This is a genomic window from Marinobacterium sp. xm-g-59 (assembly GCF_013283315.1).
Lineage (GTDB): Bacteria > Pseudomonadota > Gammaproteobacteria > Pseudomonadales > Balneatricaceae > Marinobacterium_E.
Window position 1 is genome coordinate 321,785 of sequence record NZ_WBYR01000002.1, and the last position, 21,276, is coordinate 343,060.

Below are 21,276 nucleotides of genomic sequence, written 5' to 3' on the forward strand. Positions count from 1 at the left end.
CAAAATAATATTGGTAAAGTAACATGCCCATCTATCAATTAGCAGGTGTCACACCCGTCATTCACCCTAGCGCCTATGTTCATCCAACAGCTGTCGTTTTGGGTGATGTACACATTGGTGAAGATTGCTACGTAGGACCTCTGGCAAGCCTGCGAGGTGATTTTGGAGCCATCAAACTAGGCAAGGGTGTCAATATCCAAGACTGCGTAGTGGTCCACAGCTTCCAAGATATCACGGTTGTTGTCGAGGATTATGGCCACATAGGGCATGGTGCAATATTGCATGGATGCACCATCCGTGAAGGTGTACTGGTAGGTATGAGCGCAACCGTCATGGATAAAGTCGAGATCGGTGCTAGAAGCTTTGTCGGGGCTCACAGCTTTGTAAAAACAGGGGACTCTTTTCCTGAGGGTTCGATGATTTTGGGAACACCCGCAAAAGTAGTGCGCGAACTATCAGAGCAAGAGATGGCTTGGAAACACAAAGGCACAGAGGCTTATATTGCACTGGCGAAAGAGTCTCTCAAATCATGTGTAGAAGTAGAGCCACTCACAGAAGCTGAGCCAAATAGAAAAACGATCAGTATTGGTGAGAAAGTTTTACCAAAACAGGACACCGTTAAGTAGTTAAGGAATTAAACATGTCACTAACCCGCATTGATGGAAAAAAGGTATCCAAGCTCTGCCTAGGCACTATGACTTGGGGTGAGCAGAACAGTGAAGCAGAAGCCCACGAACAGATCCAATACTCAATGGATCAAGGCATCAACTTCATGGACTGTGCTGAAATGTACCCTGTTCCCCCTGTTGCTGAGACAGCTGGCCGATCTGAAGAGATCATTGGTACTTGGTTTGCAAAGAATGGACATCGAGAGGATTGGGTAATAGCAACTAAGGCAGCTGGATCCGGCGCCAGCATGGAGTATCTCCGCGGCGGCCCAAAACACAATTTAGAGTACTTAACCAAAGCGGTCGATGACAGTCTTCGCAGAATGCAGACAGATTACATTGATCTTTACCAGCTACACTGGCCAGAGCGAAGTACGAATATATTTGGTCAGCTTGGCTATCGCCACCGCGAAACCGATGACACCCCGATTCATGAAACTCTAGAGGCTCTGAACATACTGATTAAGAGCGGAAAAATTCGCTCAATTGGGCTTTCAAATGAGAATCCGTGGGGAACTATGCGGTATTTAGAGCTCGCTCGAACACAGGGACTCCCTAAAATCGAAACGGTTCAAAATCCTTACAACTTGTTGAGTCGTGTGTATGAAATTGGCATGGCCGAAGTATCCCATAGGGAGGACGTCGGTTTAATGGCCTATTCGCCCATGGCATTTGGAGCCCTGAGTGGTAAATATCGAAATGGAGCCAAGCCTGAAAACGCTCGAATCACTCTTTTTGAACGTTTCGCGCGTTACTCAAGCAAAGAGTGTGAAACAACAATCGAAGCGTACTGTCAGCTTGCAGAGCAGTGGGGGATGGAACCTTCCCAAATGGCACTGGCATTTGTTAACCAACAACCCTTTGTTCTCTCAACGATCATTGGTGCAACTACAATGGAACAACTGAAATCCAACATTGTTAGTGAAGCGTTAGTGTTGGATAAAGATCAGCTAAAAGCAATTAACAAGATTCATAACTCACAACCAAACCCTGCACCTTAGCCCTGGAATCCAAATTTAAACATTAATGCCGTCGAATCTATTCAAAAAATCATTGGATATCGGCGGCAATTTACCCTGCCTCCCCTCTAACTCATTGATAATCCAATGATGGGCCGCCGGTGTCAGTTGCTTATAAAGTGATGCACATAAGCTTCTAGCTTCATTGCCTAGCCATCGGCTGCCGAGTATTTGATCAGGAAAAGAAGGGTCTCTTAGTGCCAGTTTTCGATATTCATGAATCATGAGCGTTCGAGTAATGAATGCCGTTTTGGGATCTTGAAGCTGAGCATGCATCGCAGGGGCATTAAGAGACTGATAGAAATCGACAAAATCAATATAGGCGTCATTCAAAGACTTCAGACCCCAGCCCTGCCAAATAAGATTTCGAAATGCTTGTTCACTTTCATTCACTACCTGAGATTCGAACAGAACCACTCTATCAGCTAATCCATTTTCTCTCAGGATTGATATGACGTCATCGCGATCGGCTTGAGGAAAGGCTAGTACAGAGTTACTGAGTGAGCCAAAGCCGCTGAGTGATAAATCATCTGAAAGCGACTTTTTCTCATCTGCAGTTAGAGCGGAGATTAGCAATAACGTCCAAACTCCTTGCCACTGAGGGACATTCAGCCGATAGACGCGATTAAACGCTGCACTAAAACGGTACTCACCATCAGGGCTTAGTCGATAAAAGCTTTTGCGTCCCACTTTATGGGATAGGAGCCAGCCCTCTTGTGTCAGGCGAAAAACGGATGTTCGCATCAAACGTTCATTGATACCAAAGGGTTCCAAAAGTCGAATCAGACTTCCGAGCCATACTTCACCACCATGGGCAACAATCGAATCTCCCCAAACACTAATAATAAGAGAAGGCACCCTGAGAGGTGTTTGAGATTGAAAGCGCTGGATGCACAAATCGGCGCATAAGGTTTGTTGCATTAATCTATTTCCAAATAAAGCGATACAAAAATACAGAAAGCATAATTTGAAATGTATCTTTTTTTACGGCATATTTAGATACGTTAACAAAGTATCCAGTACACGGGTACTTAATTTCTGTGCATTAATGAATAACGACAAGAGCACGAGTCTAAGTAATGAATTTAACCGATATCATATATGAGGTGTCTGAGGGTGTAGCTATGATTACACTCAACAGACCAGACACTTTAAACAGTTTTAATGAAGCAATGCATCATTCGCTGCATTTAGCATTGGATTCAGCCGCCAAGGACTCTCAAGTAAGAGCTGTTTATTTAACCGGTGCTGGACGTGCTTTTTGCGCTGGTCAGGATCTCTCTGATGCTATGGTTAAGCCTGCTGAGCCAATGCCAAACCTCGGAAATGTTATCGAGTCCTACTACAATAACACTGTAAAACGTCTCTACCACATGGAAAAACCCGTCGTTTGTGCAGTCAATGGCATCGCAGCAGGCGCAGGTGCCAATATTCCACTGGCGTGTGATTTCGTTATCGCTGCTAAATCCGCTAAGTTTGTTCAAGCCTTTTGTAAGATAGGTCTGATACCCGATTCAGCCGGCACATGGCTATTACCTCGTTTGGTTGGCCTGGCACGTGCGAAGCAACTCGCTATGCTTGGGAACCCTTTAAGCGCCGAACAAGCCGTTGATTGGGGCCTAATATTTAAAGCCGTTGACGACGACCTCCTTCATGAAGAATCGATCGCGTTCGCAAAGCAACTGGCGACACAACCCACACTAGCGCTGGCCAAAACAAAGCAGGCACTGGACCTAAGCTTTAACAATTCCCTTGAGGATCAATTGGACGTTGAACGAGACATACAGACCCGTCTTGGCAATTCAGATGATTATAAAGAGGGTGTTAACGCCTTCATTGAAAAGCGCCAGCCTGACTATAAAGGTTGCTAATTATGAAGGATTCAAGATCTCAAACAGCACAAGAGCTTGCTGAAGCCTGCGCAAAGGAGCTCTATTCCCGTGATACTGCAACCAATCATCTTGAAATGAAGATGAGCAGCGTGTCACCTGGTCAAGCCTCTATGTCGATGTTCGTTAAAGACTTTATGGTACAGGGCCACAATACATGTCATGGTGGTTATCTGTTCACACTGGCTGACTCAGCCTTTGCACTCGCCTGTAATACCTACAATCAGCCCTGCGTTGCGATAGGTTGCAGCATCGACTACGTTGCACCTGGTTTGATGGGTGATCATTTAACTGCAACTGCACAAGAGAGAAGTCGATCAGGGCGTACGGGTAATTATGATGTTGAGATACGTAATCAAGATAATAAATTAATTGCGATTTTTAGAGGCAAATCCTATGCCTTAAAAGGAACTGTTCTTCCGGAAAGTGAGCACTCATAACAAGATTTTAAAAGGAATTAAGCAATGATGGTTGATACCTCTTTCACACCAGATCAACTGGACCCGATGGAACGGGCCAGTATTGATGAGCTTCGCGCCACACAACTAGATCGTTTAAAGAAAAGCGTATCTCACGCTTATGATAATGTCGCTCTATACAAAAAGCGCTTTGATGATAAAGGTATACACCCTTCAGACATCAAAACACTGGATGATTTATCTATTATCCCATTTACCACCAAGAGTGACTTGAGAGACCACTACCCATTTGGGTTGTTTGCAACGCCCATGGATCAGATCGTGCGACTTCATGCTTCAAGTGGCACAACAGGTAATCCAACTGTGGTGGGTTATACTAAAAATGATATCGATCACTGGGCCAATCTCGTAGCACGATCGATTCGTGCGGCAGGAGGAAAACCGGGCGATAAGGTTCATGTATCGTATGGATACGGTCTATTTACGGGTGGTCTAGGCGCCCACTATGGTGCAGAGCGGCTTGGCTGTACTGTCATCCCTATGTCCGGTGGACAGACAGAAAAGCAGGTTCGCTTAATTAGGGATTTCAATCCTGACATCATTATGGTCACACCCTCTTACATGCTCAATATTGCCGATGAGATGGAGAGACAGGGTATCGACCCACATCAATTGAGTCTAAAACTCGGGATATTTGGTGCTGAGCCTTGGACAAATGATCTTCGTCTTTCCATGCAGCGACGTCTTGGCATCACGGCTACCGATATCTACGGTCTCTCAGAGATCATGGGACCAGGTGTAGCACAAGAGTGTGGCGAAACACAGGATGGACCCACAGTATGGGAAGATCACTTCTACCCCGAGATTATTAACCCTGAAACCGGTGAAGTACTGCCCGATGGTGAGCTTGGTGAATTAGTCTTCACAACCCTGAGCAAAGAAGCTTTGCCTATGCTGCGCTATCGAACGCGAGACCTGACAAGGCTTCTTCCGGGTACCGCTCGCCCTATGCGTCGAATCGATAAAATCACCGGCCGTAGTGATGACATGATGATCATTCGCGGTGTAAACGTATTTCCTACTCAAATTGAGGAAGAGGTTTGTAAAGTTCCGCAATTCTCGGAAAATTACGAAATCCACCTGCACCGCGAAGGAAACATGGACAGCATGATGGTTCATATAGAGTTACGTTCAGAGTTTGCTCAACAACCTGAGGAGACAACGGCTCAACAAATCGCGGCATTGAAGCATCATGTAAAATCGTCAGTCGGCATCAGTATCGGTGTTCAACTTCGAGACATAGGGTCCATAGCTCGTTCAGAAGGTAAAGCACAGCGCGTATTTGATGAGCGATAAATGAACACACGCAATATCGTGTGAACTTGAGCCCAAATGCGATACAAAAATTTAAATACTTGTTATTTTTTAGTGTCGCTTTTGATATGATGACTTGAATCATTTAAAGAGAGGTCTGTTATGTACGCACAGATGGTTGAAACCGGTGTTAAAAGTGTCAAATCAACTACAGAGATGTCATCAGAAGAACAGGCATTTCAGGCTCGTATTGACGCGGAAATAAAGATTGAACCTAAGAACTGGATGCCAGAGGCATACCGGAAAACACTGATACGTCAAATTTCACAACATGCGCATTCAGAAATCGTGGGCATGCTGCCTGAGGGCAACTGGGTGACCCGCGCCCCTACCTTAAAGCGAAAACTTCAATTAATGGCCAAAATTCAAGATGAAGCCGGGCATGGTCTGTACCTGTACAGTGCTATGGAAACACTGGGCGCTGATCGTGATGAAGAGGTCCAAAAAATGCACGAGGGCAAGGCGAAATACTCCAGTATTTTCAACTACCCTACTTTGAACTGGGCTGATATGGGAACCATTGGTTGGCTTGTCGATGGTGCGGCCATAGTGAACCAAGTACCTTTGCAAAGAACCTCTTATGGACCCTACTCTCGAGCAATGATCCGAGTCTGCAAAGAGGAGAGTTTCCACCAACGCCAGGGCTATGAAATTCTTCTGCACCTTATGCGCGAAGGAAACGACGCTCAAAAGGAGATGGTTCAAGACTCCATTAACCGTTTCTGGTGGCCTGTACTGATGATGTTTGGGCCATCCGATGCTCACTCACCCAATAGCGCCCAATCAATGGCTTGGAAAATCAAACGTCACTCAAATGATGAGCTACGCCAGCGTTTTATCGATCAAACCATTCCACAACTGCAAATTCTAGGCTGTACTGCGCCTGACCCTGATCTGAAATTTAATGAAGAGACCGGACATTGGGAATATGGAGAAATCGATTGGACAGAGTTCTTCGAAGTACTCAAAGGTAACGGCCCTTGTAATAAAGAGCGTGTTGCCCAGCGTAAAAAGGCGATTGATGAAGGCGCTTGGGTTCGTGAAGCTGCTGTTGCTTACGCCAACAAAAAACAACAGCGTAATGCTGCTTAATTTGGAGAACTACTATGGCTGATTGGACCCTATTTGAAGTGTTTATCCGAAGTAAACACGGCCTAAACCATAAGCATGTCGGGAGTGTGCATGCCGCGGATTCTGAGATGGCTATCGAGAACGCGCGCGATCTATATACACGACGCAACGAGGGAGTGAGTATTTGGGTCGTACCATCTGCATCGATAACGGCCACAGCAACGGATGAAAAAGAGGCGTTATTCGATCCATCCGATGACAAAATTTACCGACATGCTGGCTTTTACAAACTGCCTGATGAAGTTGGACACATGTAGAGGCCCCTATGAAACGTTTTGATGATACAACGGAACTTCTGCTTCAACTTGGCGATAGCGCCATGATACAGGCCCAGCGTCTGTGTGAACTTGTTGGAGGAGCACCCGCTCTTGAAGAAGAAGTCGCATTGATGAATGTCGGCCTTGATCTAGTCGGACAAGCGCGTAACTGGTTAGAGTATGCCGCTGAACGTATTGGTGATGGTCGCACAGCCGACGATCTGGTCTTCCTGAGAGACCAAGGCGAGTACAGAAATCTTCTAATTGTTGAACAGCCAAACGGTGACTTTGCGATGACGATGGCTAAGCAGTTTCTATTTGATGCTTGGCACTATCCTCTTCTTGAAAAACTGTGTAGTTCATCTGATGAGAAAATAGCGGGCATCGCGGCTAAGTCCCTTAAAGAGTCTAGTTATCATATCCGTCGTTCGAGTGAATGGATAAAACGACTGGGCGACGGCACTTCTGAAAGCCACGAACGCATGCAATCCGCATTAGACAAAATCTGGCATTTCACATTCGAGCCAGCCAAGCCGTGCGAACTGTTCAAGACATTGGATTCATCTGGTATTGCACCAGGTGTAAATGATCTTTGCAGTGATTGGCACGCGATCATCTCAAAGACATTAACTGAAGCAACACTGATGCAACCTGAGGCTGCTGATAACAACTACCTCAGTGGAGCTAAGGGTCTGCATACAGAAAGCCTTGGTTTTATCTTAGCTGAGATGCAGTTTTTACAACGAGCATACCCGAATGCAAGCTGGTGAGTTGATTGCAACTGATCGACCTGAGCTGACAGAAGAGTCAATTAAGTTAGCTTGGTCAGTTCTGGATGAAGTCATGGATCCGGAAGTACCGGTTGTGAGTCTTACTGACTTGGGTATTGTTCGCGAAATCACACCCGTTGGTGGACTATTACAAGTCGTTTTAACGCCAACCTATTCCGGTTGTCCAGCCACAGAGCACATTGAACAGAGCGCTAAACGAGCCCTTGAAGATTCGGGGTTCAATGCCGTTACTATTGAGCAAAGACTTGCACCCGCTTGGACGACAGACTGGATCACAGAACGCGGTCGCCTCCGTTTAAAAGAGTATGGCATAGCACCGCCCATCGGCAGTGCTGACAAGCCACAACTCGATCAAGCGATTCCTTGTCCAGTTTGTGATAGTAGCAATACGAAAGAGATTACAGAATTTGGTTCCACAGCGTGTAAAGCGCTGTACCAATGTAACGACTGTCTAGAACCATTTGATTACTTCAAATGCATCTAAGCTAGGGAGATAAAATGAGCAACTTCCACCGTTTAAAAATTGCTGATCGCACAGAAGAGACACGCGACTCAGTCTCGTTAGCTTTCGAAGTACCGTGCGAGATTCAGGAACGTTTTCGATTTAATCAAGGTCAATACCTAACATTAAAAGCTAACATCAATAACGAAGAGGTACGCCGCTCTTATTCAATCTGCAGTGGTGTCCATGACAACGAGCTTAGAGTTGCTGTAAAGCGAGTGCCTGACGGTTTGTTCTCCAACTTTGCCAATGATCAGTTGGCAATTGGGGATGAAATTGATGTCATGGAACCCATGGGGCACTTCTATACCGATCTTAATGAAGAGCGCTCAGGTAACTATCTTTTAATGGCAGCAGGCAGTGGTATCACACCTATTCTATCGCAGGTCAAAACCATTTTGAGATCGGAGCCAAAAAGCCGCGTCACACTGATATATGGCAACAGAGCGACGGGTTCCACCATGTTCAAAGATCAATTGGAAGATCTTAAAAACAGTTACATGGGACGTTTAAATCTCATTTTCATCTTCAGTCGCGAACAACAGGACATAGACCTTTATAACGGTCATATCGACGCAGAGAAATGTGAAGCCCTCTTCTCTAAATGGATCGATGTTAAGCAATTAACGGATGTCTTTATTTGTGGTCCTCAATCAATGACAGAAACCGTGAGTGAATCACTTATTAAAGCGGGAGTCGCGAAGCAAAACGTTCATTTTGAGCTCTTCGGAACGACTCAGGGTAGTGAAAAAAGAGCACAGCGAACAGAAGCCGCTGAGCGTGCAACACACCTATCTAGCATTGAAATCATGCGCGATGGGCATGTTAAGCAGTTTGATCTTGCCCAGAACACTCAAAACATCCTAGATGCAGCGAATGAACAAGGTGCAGAGTTGCCCTACTCTTGTAAAGCAGGCGTCTGCTCAACCTGCAAATGCAAGGTGGTTGAGGGTCAGGTTGAGATGGATGTTAGCATCGGGCTTGAAGACTATGAGGTCAAAGAGGGGTTTGTACTCTCCTGCCAATCATACCCAATAAGCGACAAAGTCGTTCTAGATTTCGATCAAATATAAAAAACTATAATCAATAAACGGATTTATCATGTCATCAACACCAATCGTTCAAAGTTTCATCGCAGGCCAATGGATTGGTCAGAATGCTCATCAAACACTCAATAGTGCAATTAATGGTGATGCCGTCTTTTCTACTCACTCTGAAGCAATAGATTTTAGTTCAAGTCTGGACTACGCAAAGACGATTGGTCACAAAAGTCTGTTGGCTCTCGATTTTCAACAACGAGCCACGGTGTTGAGAAACCTAGGCAAATATCTGATGGAGCACAAAGAGTCTCTTTATCAGATTTCTGCTCATACTGGTGCTACAAGAAATGACAGCTGGATCGATATAGAAGGTGGTATTGCAACACTGTTTGCTTATTCAAGCATGGGGCGTAATGAACTCCCCTCTGGCAATACACTTCACGAGGGAGATCCTGTCCAACTGGGTAAGGTCGGACAATTTTTTGGCAGCCACATCCTAGTTCCGAAGCAAGGTGCTGCGGTTCACATCAATGCATTTAACTTTCCTATTTGGGGAATGTTAGAAAAATTCGCCCCCAATTTTCTTGCTGGCGTGCCCGCTATCGTTAAACCTGCCTCGCAAACCTCTTACTTAACCGAGGCGTGCGTGAAGCTGATGCATCAATCTAATCTGCTTCCATTAGGATCTATACAACTGATCATAGGGTCTACAGGTGACCTGTTGGATCGACTTGATTCTCAAGACATCGTAACCTTTACCGGCTCTGCAGACACCGCTCGGATGTTAAAAAGCAATGCGAACATTCTAAATCACTCTATTCCATTCAATGCAGAGGCAGACTCATTAAACTGTGCGATCCTAGCACCTGATGTGACACCAGAGGATGCGGAATTCGAGCTTTTTGTTAAAGAGGTGGCGCGTGAGATGACGGTCAAAGCAGGACAAAAATGTACTGCAATCCGTCGTATCCTAGTCCCAGAGCATCTTATCGAACCGGTTTCAGGTGCATTAACACAGAGACTGGGTAAAACGACTTTAGGTGATCCAACGATTGAAGGTGTTCGAATGGGAGCCCTTGCTTCAATAGATCAGCAGCGTGATGTACAAGAAAAACTAGAGATGTTGATGTCCAGCAGCGACGTGCTTCTTGGTAGAGGTGCAGAGTGCAAACCCTTTGGTGAAGGCACTGAAAAGGGCGCGTTCTTTGAACCTACATTGCTACTAAACACCTCTCCAGACGCAGAGGGAGGGGCTCACGATATTGAACCTTTTGGACCTGTTAGCACACTGATGCCGTACAGAGACGTTGATCACGCTTGCACACTCGCTGCACGCGGCAAAGGCTCTTTGGTGACAACATTAACCACTAAAGACCCTGCCATCGCAGGCGTGGTAGCACCTAAACTGGCTGTATGGCATGGACGCGTTCACATTTTGGACGAACGTTCATCAAAAGAATCTACTGGTCACGGGTCACCGTTACCCATGCTTAAACATGGCGGACCAGGTCGAGCTGGCGGCGGTGAAGAACTAGGCGGAATTCGAGCGGTTAAACACTACATGCAACGTGCTTCTGTTCAAGGATCACCAACGATGCTGATGGCGGTGACAGGCCAATATGTCCGTGGCGCAGACAAAATCGAAAAACCGCTTCATCCATTCCGTTACCATTTCGATGAGCTCGAGATCGGTCAGACTCTATTAACTCACAGAAGAACGGTTACAGAAGCTGATATTGTTAATTTTGGATGCCTCTCAGGCGATCATTTTTACATGCACTTCGATGAGCAAGCGGCCTGTGACTCCATGTTCGAGAAACGCATCGCTCATGGCTATTTTGTGCTTTCAGCGGCCGCTGGCCTATTCGTTGATCCGGGTGTAGGGCCTGTCCTGGCCAACTATGGTTTAGACACACTCAGATTCGTAAACCCTGTTGGTATCGGCGATACCATACAAGCTAGAATCACATGCAAGACGAAAATTGACCAAGGTAAAGTCAACAACAAAGGCGATGCTATCGGTGTTGTCTCTTGGGATGTCGAAGTCGTTAATCAAAACGGTGAGCTTGTCGCAAGCTACGATATCCTGACCCTTGTTCAAAAATCGCAAAAGCCATAATTTTTTGTGAATTAGTTGGAAAAGTGCATAGATTTAGAGACGACACGTGATATGTTGTACACCTAAACAATAAGCTTCGTATCCAAAAACTACAGATAATAAATAGAGTATAGCGTTAATGGATATTCCACAGTTAAAGCACTTCGCATCACTGCGTGTTGAAATTGCTACACCCCAGGAGATAGGTGCAGCACAATTTGGCACGCGCAGAGTGATTCCGATTACAGGTGGCACCGTTCAAGGTAAGGGCTGGAATGGCCGTGTTTTACCTGGTGGTGCTGACTTTCAACGTATCGTTTCACCAGGATTAGCCGAACTGGATGCACGTTATGTGCTTGAGTCGGATGATGGCGAGACCATATTTGTACAGAATCGAGCACTGCGCGCTGCTGATCCAGAAGTAACACAAAAGATCATCGATGGAATCCCCGTCGATCCAAGCGAAGTCTACTTCAAGTGCACCCCTATTTTTGAAACCAGTGCCGAACGCTTTCAGTGGATTACGGAACGTCTGTTTATCGGCACGGGTGTTCGTAAACCTGACTGTGTAGAGATCGATTTTTTTGAGGTCATATGAGTAACGAGACTACCCTTAGCCGCGCGGAGTGGCTAGATCAACACTACCCAGAGCCCGGCCCCTTCAGATGGATCGCTTTTGGCTTAGAAGTCATAGCGGCTTGTGGCCTCTTCTTTTTAATGATGTTGACCGTTGCCGATGTCTTCGGCCGTTACCTCTTCAACAATGGGGTTGATGGTGCTTTTGAGATCACCCAACTAGGTCTTGCCATCATTATCTTCGCCGAAATGCCTGTTGTGACATGGCGTGGAGGACACATTTTAGTGGACCTTTTAGACTCAACACTTGGCCACAAAATCGTGCGTATTCTGGCTATGTTTTCGGCACTGGCGATCTCAACCTCCTTCTACGTTGTCGGTGTACGTATTTGGCAACTGGGTGCACGAAAACTGCGCCGAGGCGAGGTAACAGAATACTTGGAACTACCAGTAGGCTATCTAATTGAGTACATCGCCGTCATGAGTTGGTTCACTGCACTGGGTATGATCACCTATGGCATCTATCGTATATACAAAGAGAAGCATTAAGGATTTATCACGATGACCGCAGTAATTATAGGCTTCGCGCTCCTTATCTTTTTAATTCTAGTCATCCGAATGCCCATCGCCTTTGCGATGGCGATCGTCGGGTTCTTTGGTTTCGCTATTTTACAGGGCCTAACTCTTGATAACCTTTTCGACTTCCGTTGGAAAGCATCACTGACTTTGGCTTCTAACCGTGTCATTGAGACGGCACAGGAGTACTCTCTCTCAGTAGTCCCTCTGTTCATATTAATGGGTAACTTTGTCACTCGCTCAGGCCTGTCTCAAGAGCTATACAACGCCGCTTATACTTTTTTGGGTCATCGTCGCGGCGGTCTCGCCATGTCTACGGTTGTTGCGTGTGGTGGCTTCTCTGCTATTTGTGGCTCCAGCCTAGCAACGTCGGCGACCATGGCCAAGGTTGCACTGCCACCAATGCGTAAGTTTGGTTATGCCGATTCACTTGCAACCGCATCCATTGCAGCGGGCGGTACACTTGGCATTCTGATACCACCGTCAGTCATCCTTGTTATTTACGGCCTACTGACAGAGACCAGTATCCGCGAACTGTTTGCGGCAGGTTTTATACCAGGTCTTTTAGGCGTCATTCTTTACATGTTAGCTGTGCGCTGGGTCGTTATGCGCAATCCTAAATCGGGCCCAGCCGGTGAGAAATTCACCTGGGCAGAACGCATGCAGGCACTGAAAGGCATCTGGGGTGTACTTCTGCTGTTCACGATCGTAATGGGCGGTATCTACTTAGGCGTCTTTACGCCTACCGAAGCAGCCGGTATTGGTGCGGCAGGCGCATTCTTGATCGCCCTACTTCGTGGACAACTCAATCTGGTGAAAACCTACGAAGTACTGTCGGATACCGTTCGAACATCGACCATGCTATTTGCCGTGATCATCGGCGCATTGATCTTCTCTGACTTCATCAACCGTGCCGGTCTACCCGTTTGGCTTCTTGAGTTTGTGCAGTCGCTTGATGTCTCTCCCATGGCCGTCATTATCGTTATTCTTTGCATCTACATTCTTTTGGGAATGGTATTTGAAAGCCTATCAATGCTGCTGCTAACGGTCCCTGTGTTCTACCCGTTGATTGATAGCCTAGGATTCGATCTTGTCTGGTATGGCATCGTGGTGGTTGTAGTGACAGAGATCAGTCTGATTACACCGCCGGTGGGTATGAATGTCTTTGTCCTCAGCGCTGTTCTCAAAGACATTAAAACCGGCACGATCTTTAAAGGCGTAACACCATTCTGGTGTGCCGACATTGTACGCTTAGCACTGATCGTCGCTTTTGTACCGATCACCCTATTCTTGCCGGATCTGCTATATCGTTAACAGTTTCGACTAAGGTGCAGTGGAAGTCATCCCTAAAATAACTTTTACTGTTTTTTTACTATAAAAATAACCATTTAAAATGAGAGCAATAAACATGACCAACCTAAAACTTAAAGCAATCGGCCTAGCGGTAGGCGCTGCAATCTCAATGAACGCAATGGCTGAAACAACCATGCGTGTTGCGACTTGGCTACCACCTACTCACCCACAAAACTCTGTTGCGATGCCAGAGTTCAAAAAGATGGTTGAAGAGGCAACTGAAGGCCGCGTTAAGGTTGTTATCGAAAACTTCCAAGGTCACCCAAAGACAATCTACTCGTCAGTAGAAGATGGCATCATTGATGCCTCTTGGGGTGTAAACGCTTACACGCCAGGTCGCTTTGCTTTAACCGGTGTTGCTGAAATCCCAGGTGAAATGTCGGATGCAGAAGATGCATCTGTAGCATTATGGAAGGTGCAGCAAGAGTATTTTGCTGATGCCAACGAATACGAAGGCCTAGAACTACTAGGCATGTGGGTACACGCACCTGGCATTATCCACTCTAAATTCCGTATCAACAGCTTAGACGACCTCAAGGGTAAAAAGATCCGTCTTGGCGGCGGTATGGTCAATGAACTAGCTGCACGCTTGGAAGTGACCCCTGTCGGCGGTTCAGCGCCTAGCTCTTACGAGAAGCTGCAGCAAGGTGTTGTTGATGGTACCTTCCTTCCAGCTGGTGAACACAAGTTCTTTAAACTGGATGAAGTCACTGACCACCTAACCGTCTTCCCAACAGCACTGTACACCATAGTATTCAGCTTCGTAGCTAACCAGGAATTCATGGAAGATCTAGATCCAAAAGATGCTGAAGCAATCCGTGCAGCTCTAGGTGAAAATCTATCTCGAATGCAGGGTAAGACATGGCAGGATATGGATGCGATCGGTATGGCGCATGCAAAAGAGGTAGGTACCAACATTCATATGGTTGATAGCTACGAAAAACTTGCTGCAGACATGCGTAACACCATGAAAGGTCTTGACGCAATGTGGATGGAATCGGTAGCCGATCGCGGTGTCGATGCAAAAGCCGCTCTAGAAGCGTTCCGCAAATACCAGAAGTAATGTTTACTAACTAATCAAAGGGAAGCTTCGGCTTCCCTTTTTGTTTAGGCCAAGCGCTACTCTAATGTAGCCAATTAAAATCCTTATTGCGTTTTGGTCTTAGAGCGCCAGTGATCAATACCTGCCTGTGCACACTCCATATCCTGTGTAGGCGTGCCAGAACTTAAACCAATACCCCCAACGACTTGGCCATCATGTTCGATCGGTAAACCGCCACCAACAACACATAAACGACCACCCAACGCGGTATGTATGCCAAAAACGAGAGAACCTGGCTGACACACAGCATTGTAATCATGGGTCGCTTTTTTAGCGGCAGCCGCAGTGAACGCTTTATCCTGAGAAATGGTCACACTGGTGATCTTGCCACCATCCATACGTTCAAAAGCGATAAGATTTCCTGACTCATCTACAATTGAGATACACATTGGAATGCCAATCTCTTGAGCCTTTTCACGAGCCCCCTCAATTAAAAGTCCGGCATCAGCTATATCTAGGCGTGTAATATTTAACATAAATTTCTCCAATTGAATTTGGTTTTGACTATGAACCCCTTGTTAACAAAGGGGTTTCATAGCTTAAAAGTTAGGATTAAAGCGCAAGCTTTTTAAAGTGCTCATTACCTTCTCGGGCCTCGACAACAGCGGCCGTCACGATATCAGCGGTTGCAGCACTGAGCGTCCAACCTAGATGGCCATGCCCTGTGTTGTAGAAGACATTTTGACGGCGTCCAACGCCTACTTTAGGCATCATATTTGGCATCATTGGACGAAGACCTGCCCAAGGCACCACACTTTCGGTCGACACTCCAGGAAAGTGATGTTGACACCAATCAACGAGCGGTTTGATGCGGTCTGCTCGAATATCTCGGTTGTAGCCATTAAACTCAGCTGTGCCAGCGATACGGAAGCGATCAACACCCAAGCGACTTGTCACTATCTTCGCTTTATCATCAAGAAGGGAACGGATAGGCGCACTCTGCTGGCTCTGCTCATCACGCAAATTGACGGTAATCGAGTAGCCTTTAACTGGATAGATGTTGATGCGATCGCCTAACTTAGCGGCGAGCGCTCGGCTGCCAACCCCCAAGCAAACAACGATGCCATCGAACTCCAGCTCGCTGCCATTGGCATCTTTCAGCCTTACGACATCTTGCTCAGTTTTAACGTCAACCAGCTCGGTCTCCATCAAAAAATTAACGCCGTCCTTACGAATAGCCTCCGCCAAACCAAAAGCATACTTATGGATGTCGCCGGTAAAATCGCTAGGCGTCCAAAAACCGCCGACAAAGTCACCATGAAGTTGTGGTTCTTTTTCGATGATCTCTGAGGGTGATAACTCGAAACGTTCTAAGCCACCTTTAGCCAATAGTTTGTTTACACGCCGAGCATGTTCAAAGTCTTTTTTGTCAGAGTAGAAATGTAAAATACCGCAGTCTGATGAGTCATATTCCACCCCCCACCGATCTGCAAGGGCATGCATGTGCGCTCGAGAGGCTATCGCAAGCTCTGTCGTTGCAATTGTATTTCGCTCGTAGTTGGGAATGTTACCCATAAATTCGAGCATCCAACTGATCTTGTGCCAAGAGGGTTTAGGGTTCACAAGCAAGGGAGCATCAGACTGAAGCATCCATTTAAGACCCTTCAGAATCGTTGACCAAGTATTCCACACCTCTGCATTCGAAGCGGACAGTTGCCCCCCATTGGCAAAGCTAGTGTCCATTGCAGCGTAGCGTTGACGATCAATAACCGTAACGTTGAAACCCTGTTCGTGTAATTTAGCGGCAGTCGTAATACCGGTGATACCGGCACCTAAAACAGCAATATTTTGCATAGGATTGCACTCTTTTTTGCGGACAATAATTGATAAGCAGAACTGCATTTATGTCCGACTGCCCTCTCCGTCATGGTACCTGAGAGATTCACGCTCGCCGCCCCTTTGACGACTGCGCTTGCTCCTTCGGTGGATCTGAAAGTGCGCAGATCACTCTTCGGATGTTTTAAAGATCGCCGGTCCTTTTGCCTGAGAGTTTGCGGGGCACGTGCTCCTTCGGCGGTATTTTATGCGCTATAAAATACTCTCTCCCGGACGATCCATTGAGATCAAACTATCTCATCGTTTTGTAAAGAACAACCCTATACCAATTTTCCAGACAATTTATGGAACACTGTTTTTGAGGGGAGTCATCCACGGATTTATTAACGAAAGGAAATTTATAGGAGTTAATTTTTTGAATTAAAAATAGGAATAAAGAGCCTGAGCCCTTTATTTTATTGGATATCCAGCCCGTTTAGTCATTAGATACACCTTAGTGTAAGGACTATTATTGGTAACCTACTTTTAAGAAATATTAAAAAAACAGATGCAAAGGGATGACATCAATTTTAGATCATCTAGTTAAAATAAGTCTAACCACGATATAGCTAAAAGATAAGCTACTGCAGCTCTATTATGACAACTGGCTCACTACTCTTTGAGATGGAAGAATTCACCTAATGGCTGACGACTAGACTCTAAACTATTAATAAACGCCTCTTTATCTTCGTATCCAACAGCTAAACCGCAGGCTAACATCCACTCAGTACTCGCTTCAGTAACTGAAGTGACCGTCTCGTGCAAAAAGCTCCAATAACCTTGAGCACAACTACTCAACCCTCTCTCTTCCAACAACAACATAAGACTCTGAATGTACATCCCCAAATCCATCCACTGCCCAGGTCCAAGACGGCGATCTATATAAAAGAATAGACCCAAAGGAGCGCCAAATAGTTCGGCATTCTTTGCAAACTGAGCCTGTCGTCCAGCTTTATCCTCACGCGCCACACCAATCGTCTTGTAGAGGGCTTCTCCTACAGCGAAACGGTGAGATCTATAGGGTTCTGGCATAGGTGAAACATAGACTTGGTACTCTGGTTGTTCAAAACCATCTTGCTGAAGTTTCTGCACAGCCTTGGTTTTTAAAACCTCCAGCGACTCTCCACTCAGAGCAATAACACGCCAAGGTTGTAAATTCCCGTTGGATGGTGCGCGATTGGCAATCTCAACCAGCTCTTCGATTAACGCTTTCGGAACAGGATCAGGTTTAAAGGCCCTAACGGTTTTTCTGTTAAGCAGTGCTTTTTCAACGGACATAATTGTTCTCAACATTGAATCCAACTTCATCTAAGAAGAGGTGATTAAAATAAAATGTATCTAACTAGATCTTTACACAATATTAGGATCGCTTAACTCTTTTGAAAAGTCACTGCCTAACAACCTTTGAGCCATAGTCTGAAGATACTGTGCTGCAGGGGTTAACGGAACACCCCTTACTTTGACGATACCCAACTGATTTTCTGGAGGCAATTTATCAACAGAGAAGGGCTCTACCCCTGCTCCAGAAAAGCAATCAGTGATGTATCTCCCAGGCGCATAACCTATTAAGTCGGTTCTTCGCATCATCTCCAGCATCACTTGCGGAGAGGTACACTGAACAACCTCTTTTGGCCTTGGCAAACCCTCCTCTTCTAACCATTGGAGTAAGGAGTTTGAACTACTACCTAGTGACATATTAAGAACCCAAGAGGCATCCAGTAGCTCACACCAGTCATTAGAGTGTGCAAGAGGATGTCCAGCCCTTCCAGCAACCACTGTTTTAACGTTGCATAAGGGTTCGAACACTAACTCAGACGGTATGGACTCTTTGGATGCAAGTGCAATACCAAAATCCAGGGCCCCTTCAATCAATCCTGGAACAATTGTCGTCAACAAGCCCTCTGTCAGAACCAACTTTGCTTCTGGCATGCGAGAGTGAAACCCTTTGTAGATATCCGCTAAGATCGTTGCAGCAACAACAGGAGTGACGCCAATTGAGACCTTAGCGCCTCGTCCACCACCGATCTGCTGAACCTCATCCTTGGCTCTTTCGATGGTCGCAACAATTAATCTTGCCCGCTTTAAAAGCGCTTCACCTGCAGGGGTGAAAGTAACTCCCCGATAACTGCGCTGCAAAAGTTCCACACCTAGACTCTCTTCAAGCTCACGCATCGCCCTAGTCAAAGCACTCTGACTGGTGTTGAGCTCAACAGCTGCACTGCGAATAGATCCCATATCCGCAATCGCAACCAATGCACGTATTTGTTGCTGCTTCATATTAGTGACACCAAAAAATGATCACATAGCCAAAAAAGTCATATAGCTGAGATCATATACTCGTTTTAATCTGTTTGGAAATTACAAGAAGTACTGATATGAAAAAAATCACCGATACACAGATCAACCTCATGAAGAGTTGGCGCCACAGTATTCACTCAAATCCAGAATTAGGTTTTGAGGAGAACGATACGAGCCAATTGGTACAACAACTCCTAACATCATGGAACTATCAAGTCACCACAGGCATTGCAGAAACAGGAGTGGTTGCTCAAAAGGTATTTGGTGATGGCAGTGGTCCTAAAATAGGCCTAAGAGCCGATATGGATGCGCTACCGATCCAAGAGATGACGGGTCTACCCTACCAGAGCAAAAATAGAGGCAAGATGCACGCCTGTGGGCATGATGGGCATACCTCTATTTTGTTAGGGGCTGCGAAATCGATATCCGAAGCGGATACAAGTTCGTTTAATGGCACACTCAACCTTATCTTTCAGCCAGCAGAAGAGGTTGGTGGTGGAGGTGGTGCACAACGCATGATCAATGAGGGCTTGTTCGAACAATTCCCATGCGATGCCATCTTTGCACTCCATAATTACCCTGGCGTTCCTGTTGGTCGTGTCGAATTCCGAAGTGGTCCCTTCATGTGCTCATCAGATCTTGTGAAGATTACCTTTACAGGAAAAGGCGGCCACGGCGGACTCCCGCAAATGTCGATCGACCCAACACTACCGTTATCTGCCACCGTACTTGGTCTGCAAACAATTATTGGCCGCAATACCGATCCAATTCACACAGGCGTTATTAGTGTTGGAAAAATTACAGCCGGCCAAAGCTACAACGTTATTCCAGAGAGAGCCGAGCTTGAATTAAGTGTTCGCGCACTGCAACCAGAAGTACGTGACACGCTTGAAAGGCGCATAAGACAACTGGTCGATAATCAAGCAGCCGCTTATGACTGTAACGCACAAATCAGCTATCAATACGGCTACCCTGTGCTGCAAAACAGCGCTCAATATGCAGAGGTTGTTAGAACAGTAGCCGAGCGAGCATTCGGTGAAGAGCTCGTGGATTCACAAGCAGCCCCTCTGACTGGAAGTGAAGACTTTGCTTACATGTTAAACAGCGTTCCTGGCTGTTACTTCTTAATTGGTAATGGTGATAACGGCCATACCGATGGCAAACGCGTGGGGCCGTGCAGCGTACACAACCCGCACTATGATTTCAATGATGATGCTTTATCTGTGGGTACTCAAATGTGGGTAGACCTAATAGAGCAGTTTTTCTGCGAAACATCCATAAAATAGACCTTTATTGAGGATCAAATAATGACTATAAAAACAAATATTATGGGCACGCTAACAGCGGCCACAATGATTGGATCTCTATCCTTCAACGCTCAAGCTGAAACACTCACAATGTCAAATTGGGTTCCACCAGCTCACTTTGTTAGTGTAATTTTGAAAGACTGGGCTGAAGATGTTAGCGAAGCAACTGAGGGCCGAGTGACTGTCCGCATGCTGCCAAAAGCAGTTGGTAGTCCACCACAGCATTGGGAGCTAGCTCGCAAAGGGGTCGCTGACATCACTTGGGGAAACTGGACATACGAGCCAGAACGTTTCAAAGCAGTTTGGTTCTCGGAAGTGCCTTTTATTGGTGACTCAGCTGAAGCTTCATCGCTTGCTTTATGGGATACCTACAAAACTCATCTAGAGGCTAATACAGCGTTCGACGGGGTTAAGGTCCTTGGTGTAGGGACACTCGGTCCTGGAGTCATCAACCATGGTTCTAAAGACATAGTTACACCGGCAGACCTCGCAAATCAAAAGGTTCGCATGGGCGGACCTATTCAAAAAGTTCTGATTGAAACAGTGGGTGCGATACCTGTCGCTGCCCCGGCTACTAAAGCCTACGAAATGTTGAATGGTGGTGTCATTGATGCATCACTACACCCTATGGAATCAGTTGTTAACTTCCGTCTGGATGGCGTTTTAACCCACCATACTAAGATCCCAGAAGGTTTCTATGATGCTTCGTTCTTCTTGGCTATGAATGAGAAAAGATGGAATAAGCTTTCTAAAGCTGATAAAGAAGCGATCGAAACTGTTTCAGGTGCCGCATTTGCTAAACTATGGGGTGGGACATTTGACGCTCAATCAAAAGCAGCAGAAGAAAAAATGCGCGCCTCTGGTGAGCACAGCTTCAGCGAACCATCTCCAGAACTGATGGCCTTAATTACAGAAGCTCGCGAGAAAATCATCAATGAGTGGGCCTCTGATGCTAGTAACTTTGGTATCGACAATCCAATGGAAATTGTCAACTACCATAAAGAACGTTACAACGCTCACGCTAATAAATAACAAAAAGGGGCTGTCTGTTAGATAGCCCC

General features: G+C 46.1%; 22 protein-coding genes and 1 riboswitch. Of the genes, 17 read left to right on the forward strand and 5 right to left on the reverse strand.

Annotated features, from left to right (window positions below; all coding sequences use genetic code 11):
* Positions 1–23: 23 nt before the first annotated feature.
* On the forward strand, positions 24–626 hold the full coding sequence (locus XMG59_RS03995) for a transferase hexapeptide repeat family protein (protein WP_173482905.1): 603 nt from the start codon (positions 24–26) through the stop codon (positions 624–626).
* 14 nt (positions 627–640) lie between these two features.
* Positions 641–1,669, forward strand: a complete 1,029-nt coding sequence (locus tag XMG59_RS04000) for an NADP(H)-dependent aldo-keto reductase (protein ID WP_173482906.1) — start codon at positions 641–643, stop codon at positions 1,667–1,669.
* A gap of 15 nt (positions 1,670–1,684) precedes the next feature.
* Here the strand turns inward: XMG59_RS04000 and paaX are convergent, their stop codons facing one another.
* Positions 1,685–2,608 (reverse strand): phenylacetic acid degradation operon negative regulatory protein PaaX, encoded by a 924-nt coding sequence (gene paaX / locus XMG59_RS04005; protein ID WP_173498258.1) that lies wholly within the window; start codon positions 2,606–2,608, stop codon positions 1,685–1,687.
* A gap of 158 nt (positions 2,609–2,766) precedes the next feature.
* On the opposite strand from paaX, the gene paaG reads away from it, so the two are divergent.
* The 13 genes from paaG to XMG59_RS04070 all read left to right on the forward strand — a co-directional run bounded on the left by paaG (position 2,767) and on the right by XMG59_RS04070 (position 14,756).
* Positions 2,767–3,558 carry a 2-(1,2-epoxy-1,2-dihydrophenyl)acetyl-CoA isomerase PaaG gene (paaG, locus tag XMG59_RS04010; protein WP_173482908.1) on the forward strand — a complete coding sequence of 264 codons (792 nt, stop codon included), beginning with the start codon at positions 2,767–2,769 and terminating at the stop codon, positions 3,556–3,558.
* A gap of 2 nt (positions 3,559–3,560) precedes the next feature.
* On the forward strand, positions 3,561–4,016 hold the full coding sequence (paaI, locus tag XMG59_RS04015; protein ID WP_173480345.1) for a hydroxyphenylacetyl-CoA thioesterase PaaI: 456 nt from the start codon (positions 3,561–3,563) through the stop codon (positions 4,014–4,016).
* Positions 4,017–4,043: 27 nt separating this feature from the next.
* On the forward strand, positions 4,044–5,351 hold the full coding sequence (gene paaK / locus XMG59_RS04020) for a phenylacetate--CoA ligase PaaK (RefSeq protein ID WP_217362003.1): 1,308 nt from the start codon (positions 4,044–4,046) through the stop codon (positions 5,349–5,351).
* A gap of 120 nt (positions 5,352–5,471) precedes the next feature.
* Entirely contained in the window at positions 5,472–6,461 is a 990-nt protein-coding gene (gene paaA / locus XMG59_RS04025) for a 1,2-phenylacetyl-CoA epoxidase subunit PaaA (protein WP_173480343.1), read from the forward strand.
* A 14-nt stretch (positions 6,462–6,475) separates the two neighbouring features.
* The gene (gene paaB, locus XMG59_RS04030) at positions 6,476–6,757 is read left to right on the forward strand and encodes a 1,2-phenylacetyl-CoA epoxidase subunit PaaB (RefSeq protein WP_173480342.1); all 282 of its coding nucleotides are present in this window, start codon (positions 6,476–6,478) and stop codon (positions 6,755–6,757) included.
* 8 nt (positions 6,758–6,765) lie between these two features.
* Complete coding sequence (paaC, locus tag XMG59_RS04035) at positions 6,766–7,527, forward strand: 1,2-phenylacetyl-CoA epoxidase subunit PaaC (RefSeq protein ID WP_173482910.1); 762 nt, start codon at positions 6,766–6,768, stop codon at positions 7,525–7,527.
* Positions 7,514–8,032 (forward strand): 1,2-phenylacetyl-CoA epoxidase subunit PaaD, encoded by a 519-nt coding sequence (gene paaD / locus XMG59_RS04040; RefSeq protein ID WP_173482911.1) that lies wholly within the window; start codon positions 7,514–7,516, stop codon positions 8,030–8,032. Before paaC ends, paaD begins: the two co-directional genes overlap by 14 nt.
* A gap of 14 nt (positions 8,033–8,046) precedes the next feature.
* A complete protein-coding gene (gene paaE, locus XMG59_RS04045) occupies positions 8,047–9,123 on the forward strand; it encodes a 1,2-phenylacetyl-CoA epoxidase subunit PaaE (RefSeq protein WP_173482912.1) in 1,077 nt (358 codons plus the stop codon).
* A 28-nt stretch (positions 9,124–9,151) separates the two neighbouring features.
* Entirely contained in the window at positions 9,152–11,209 is a 2,058-nt protein-coding gene (gene paaZ / locus XMG59_RS04050; RefSeq protein WP_173498259.1) for a phenylacetic acid degradation bifunctional protein PaaZ, read from the forward strand.
* Between the two features lie 118 nt (positions 11,210–11,327).
* Positions 11,328–11,786: a DUF3237 domain-containing protein gene (locus tag XMG59_RS04055; protein WP_173498260.1), complete on the forward strand. Its 459-nt coding sequence runs from the start codon at positions 11,328–11,330 to the stop codon at positions 11,784–11,786.
* Complete coding sequence (locus XMG59_RS04060) at positions 11,783–12,313, forward strand: TRAP transporter small permease (RefSeq protein ID WP_173480336.1); 531 nt, start codon at positions 11,783–11,785, stop codon at positions 12,311–12,313. Before XMG59_RS04055 ends, XMG59_RS04060 begins: the two co-directional genes overlap by 4 nt.
* A gap of 12 nt (positions 12,314–12,325) precedes the next feature.
* Positions 12,326–13,654: a TRAP transporter large permease gene (locus XMG59_RS04065; protein WP_173480335.1), complete on the forward strand. Its 1,329-nt coding sequence runs from the start codon at positions 12,326–12,328 to the stop codon at positions 13,652–13,654.
* 94 nt (positions 13,655–13,748) lie between these two features.
* Positions 13,749–14,756, forward strand: a complete 1,008-nt coding sequence (locus tag XMG59_RS04070) for a TRAP transporter substrate-binding protein (RefSeq protein ID WP_173498261.1) — start codon at positions 13,749–13,751, stop codon at positions 14,754–14,756.
* 83 nt (positions 14,757–14,839) lie between these two features.
* Here the strand turns inward: XMG59_RS04070 and XMG59_RS04075 are convergent, their stop codons facing one another.
* The 4 genes from XMG59_RS04075 to XMG59_RS04090 all read right to left on the reverse strand — a co-directional run bounded on the left by XMG59_RS04075 (position 14,840) and on the right by XMG59_RS04090 (position 18,887).
* Positions 14,840–15,271, reverse strand: coding sequence for a heme-binding protein (locus XMG59_RS04075; protein WP_173498262.1), 432 nt, complete (start codon positions 15,269–15,271; stop codon positions 14,840–14,842).
* Between the two features lie 76 nt (positions 15,272–15,347).
* Positions 15,348–16,589, reverse strand: a complete 1,242-nt coding sequence (locus XMG59_RS04080; protein ID WP_173498263.1) for a D-amino acid dehydrogenase — start codon at positions 16,587–16,589, stop codon at positions 15,348–15,350.
* A 168-nt stretch (positions 16,590–16,757) separates the two neighbouring features.
* Positions 16,758–16,853, reverse strand: a riboswitch (glycine riboswitch).
* 369 nt (positions 16,854–17,222) lie between these two features.
* The gene (locus tag XMG59_RS04085) at positions 17,223–17,888 is read right to left on the reverse strand and encodes a nitroreductase (protein ID WP_173482994.1); all 666 of its coding nucleotides are present in this window, start codon (positions 17,886–17,888) and stop codon (positions 17,223–17,225) included.
* 72 nt (positions 17,889–17,960) lie between these two features.
* On the reverse strand, positions 17,961–18,887 hold the full coding sequence (locus XMG59_RS04090; protein ID WP_173498264.1) for a LysR family transcriptional regulator: 927 nt from the start codon (positions 18,885–18,887) through the stop codon (positions 17,961–17,963).
* Between the two features lie 98 nt (positions 18,888–18,985).
* Here XMG59_RS04090 and XMG59_RS04095 point away from each other — a divergent pair, with 98 nt between their 5' ends.
* The gene (locus XMG59_RS04095; RefSeq protein WP_254443093.1) at positions 18,986–20,194 is read left to right on the forward strand and encodes a M20 aminoacylase family protein; all 1,209 of its coding nucleotides are present in this window, start codon (positions 18,986–18,988) and stop codon (positions 20,192–20,194) included.
* A gap of 21 nt (positions 20,195–20,215) precedes the next feature.
* On the forward strand, positions 20,216–21,247 hold the full coding sequence (locus tag XMG59_RS04100) for a TRAP transporter substrate-binding protein (RefSeq protein WP_173498265.1): 1,032 nt from the start codon (positions 20,216–20,218) through the stop codon (positions 21,245–21,247).
* Positions 21,248–21,276: the final 29 nt, after the last annotated feature.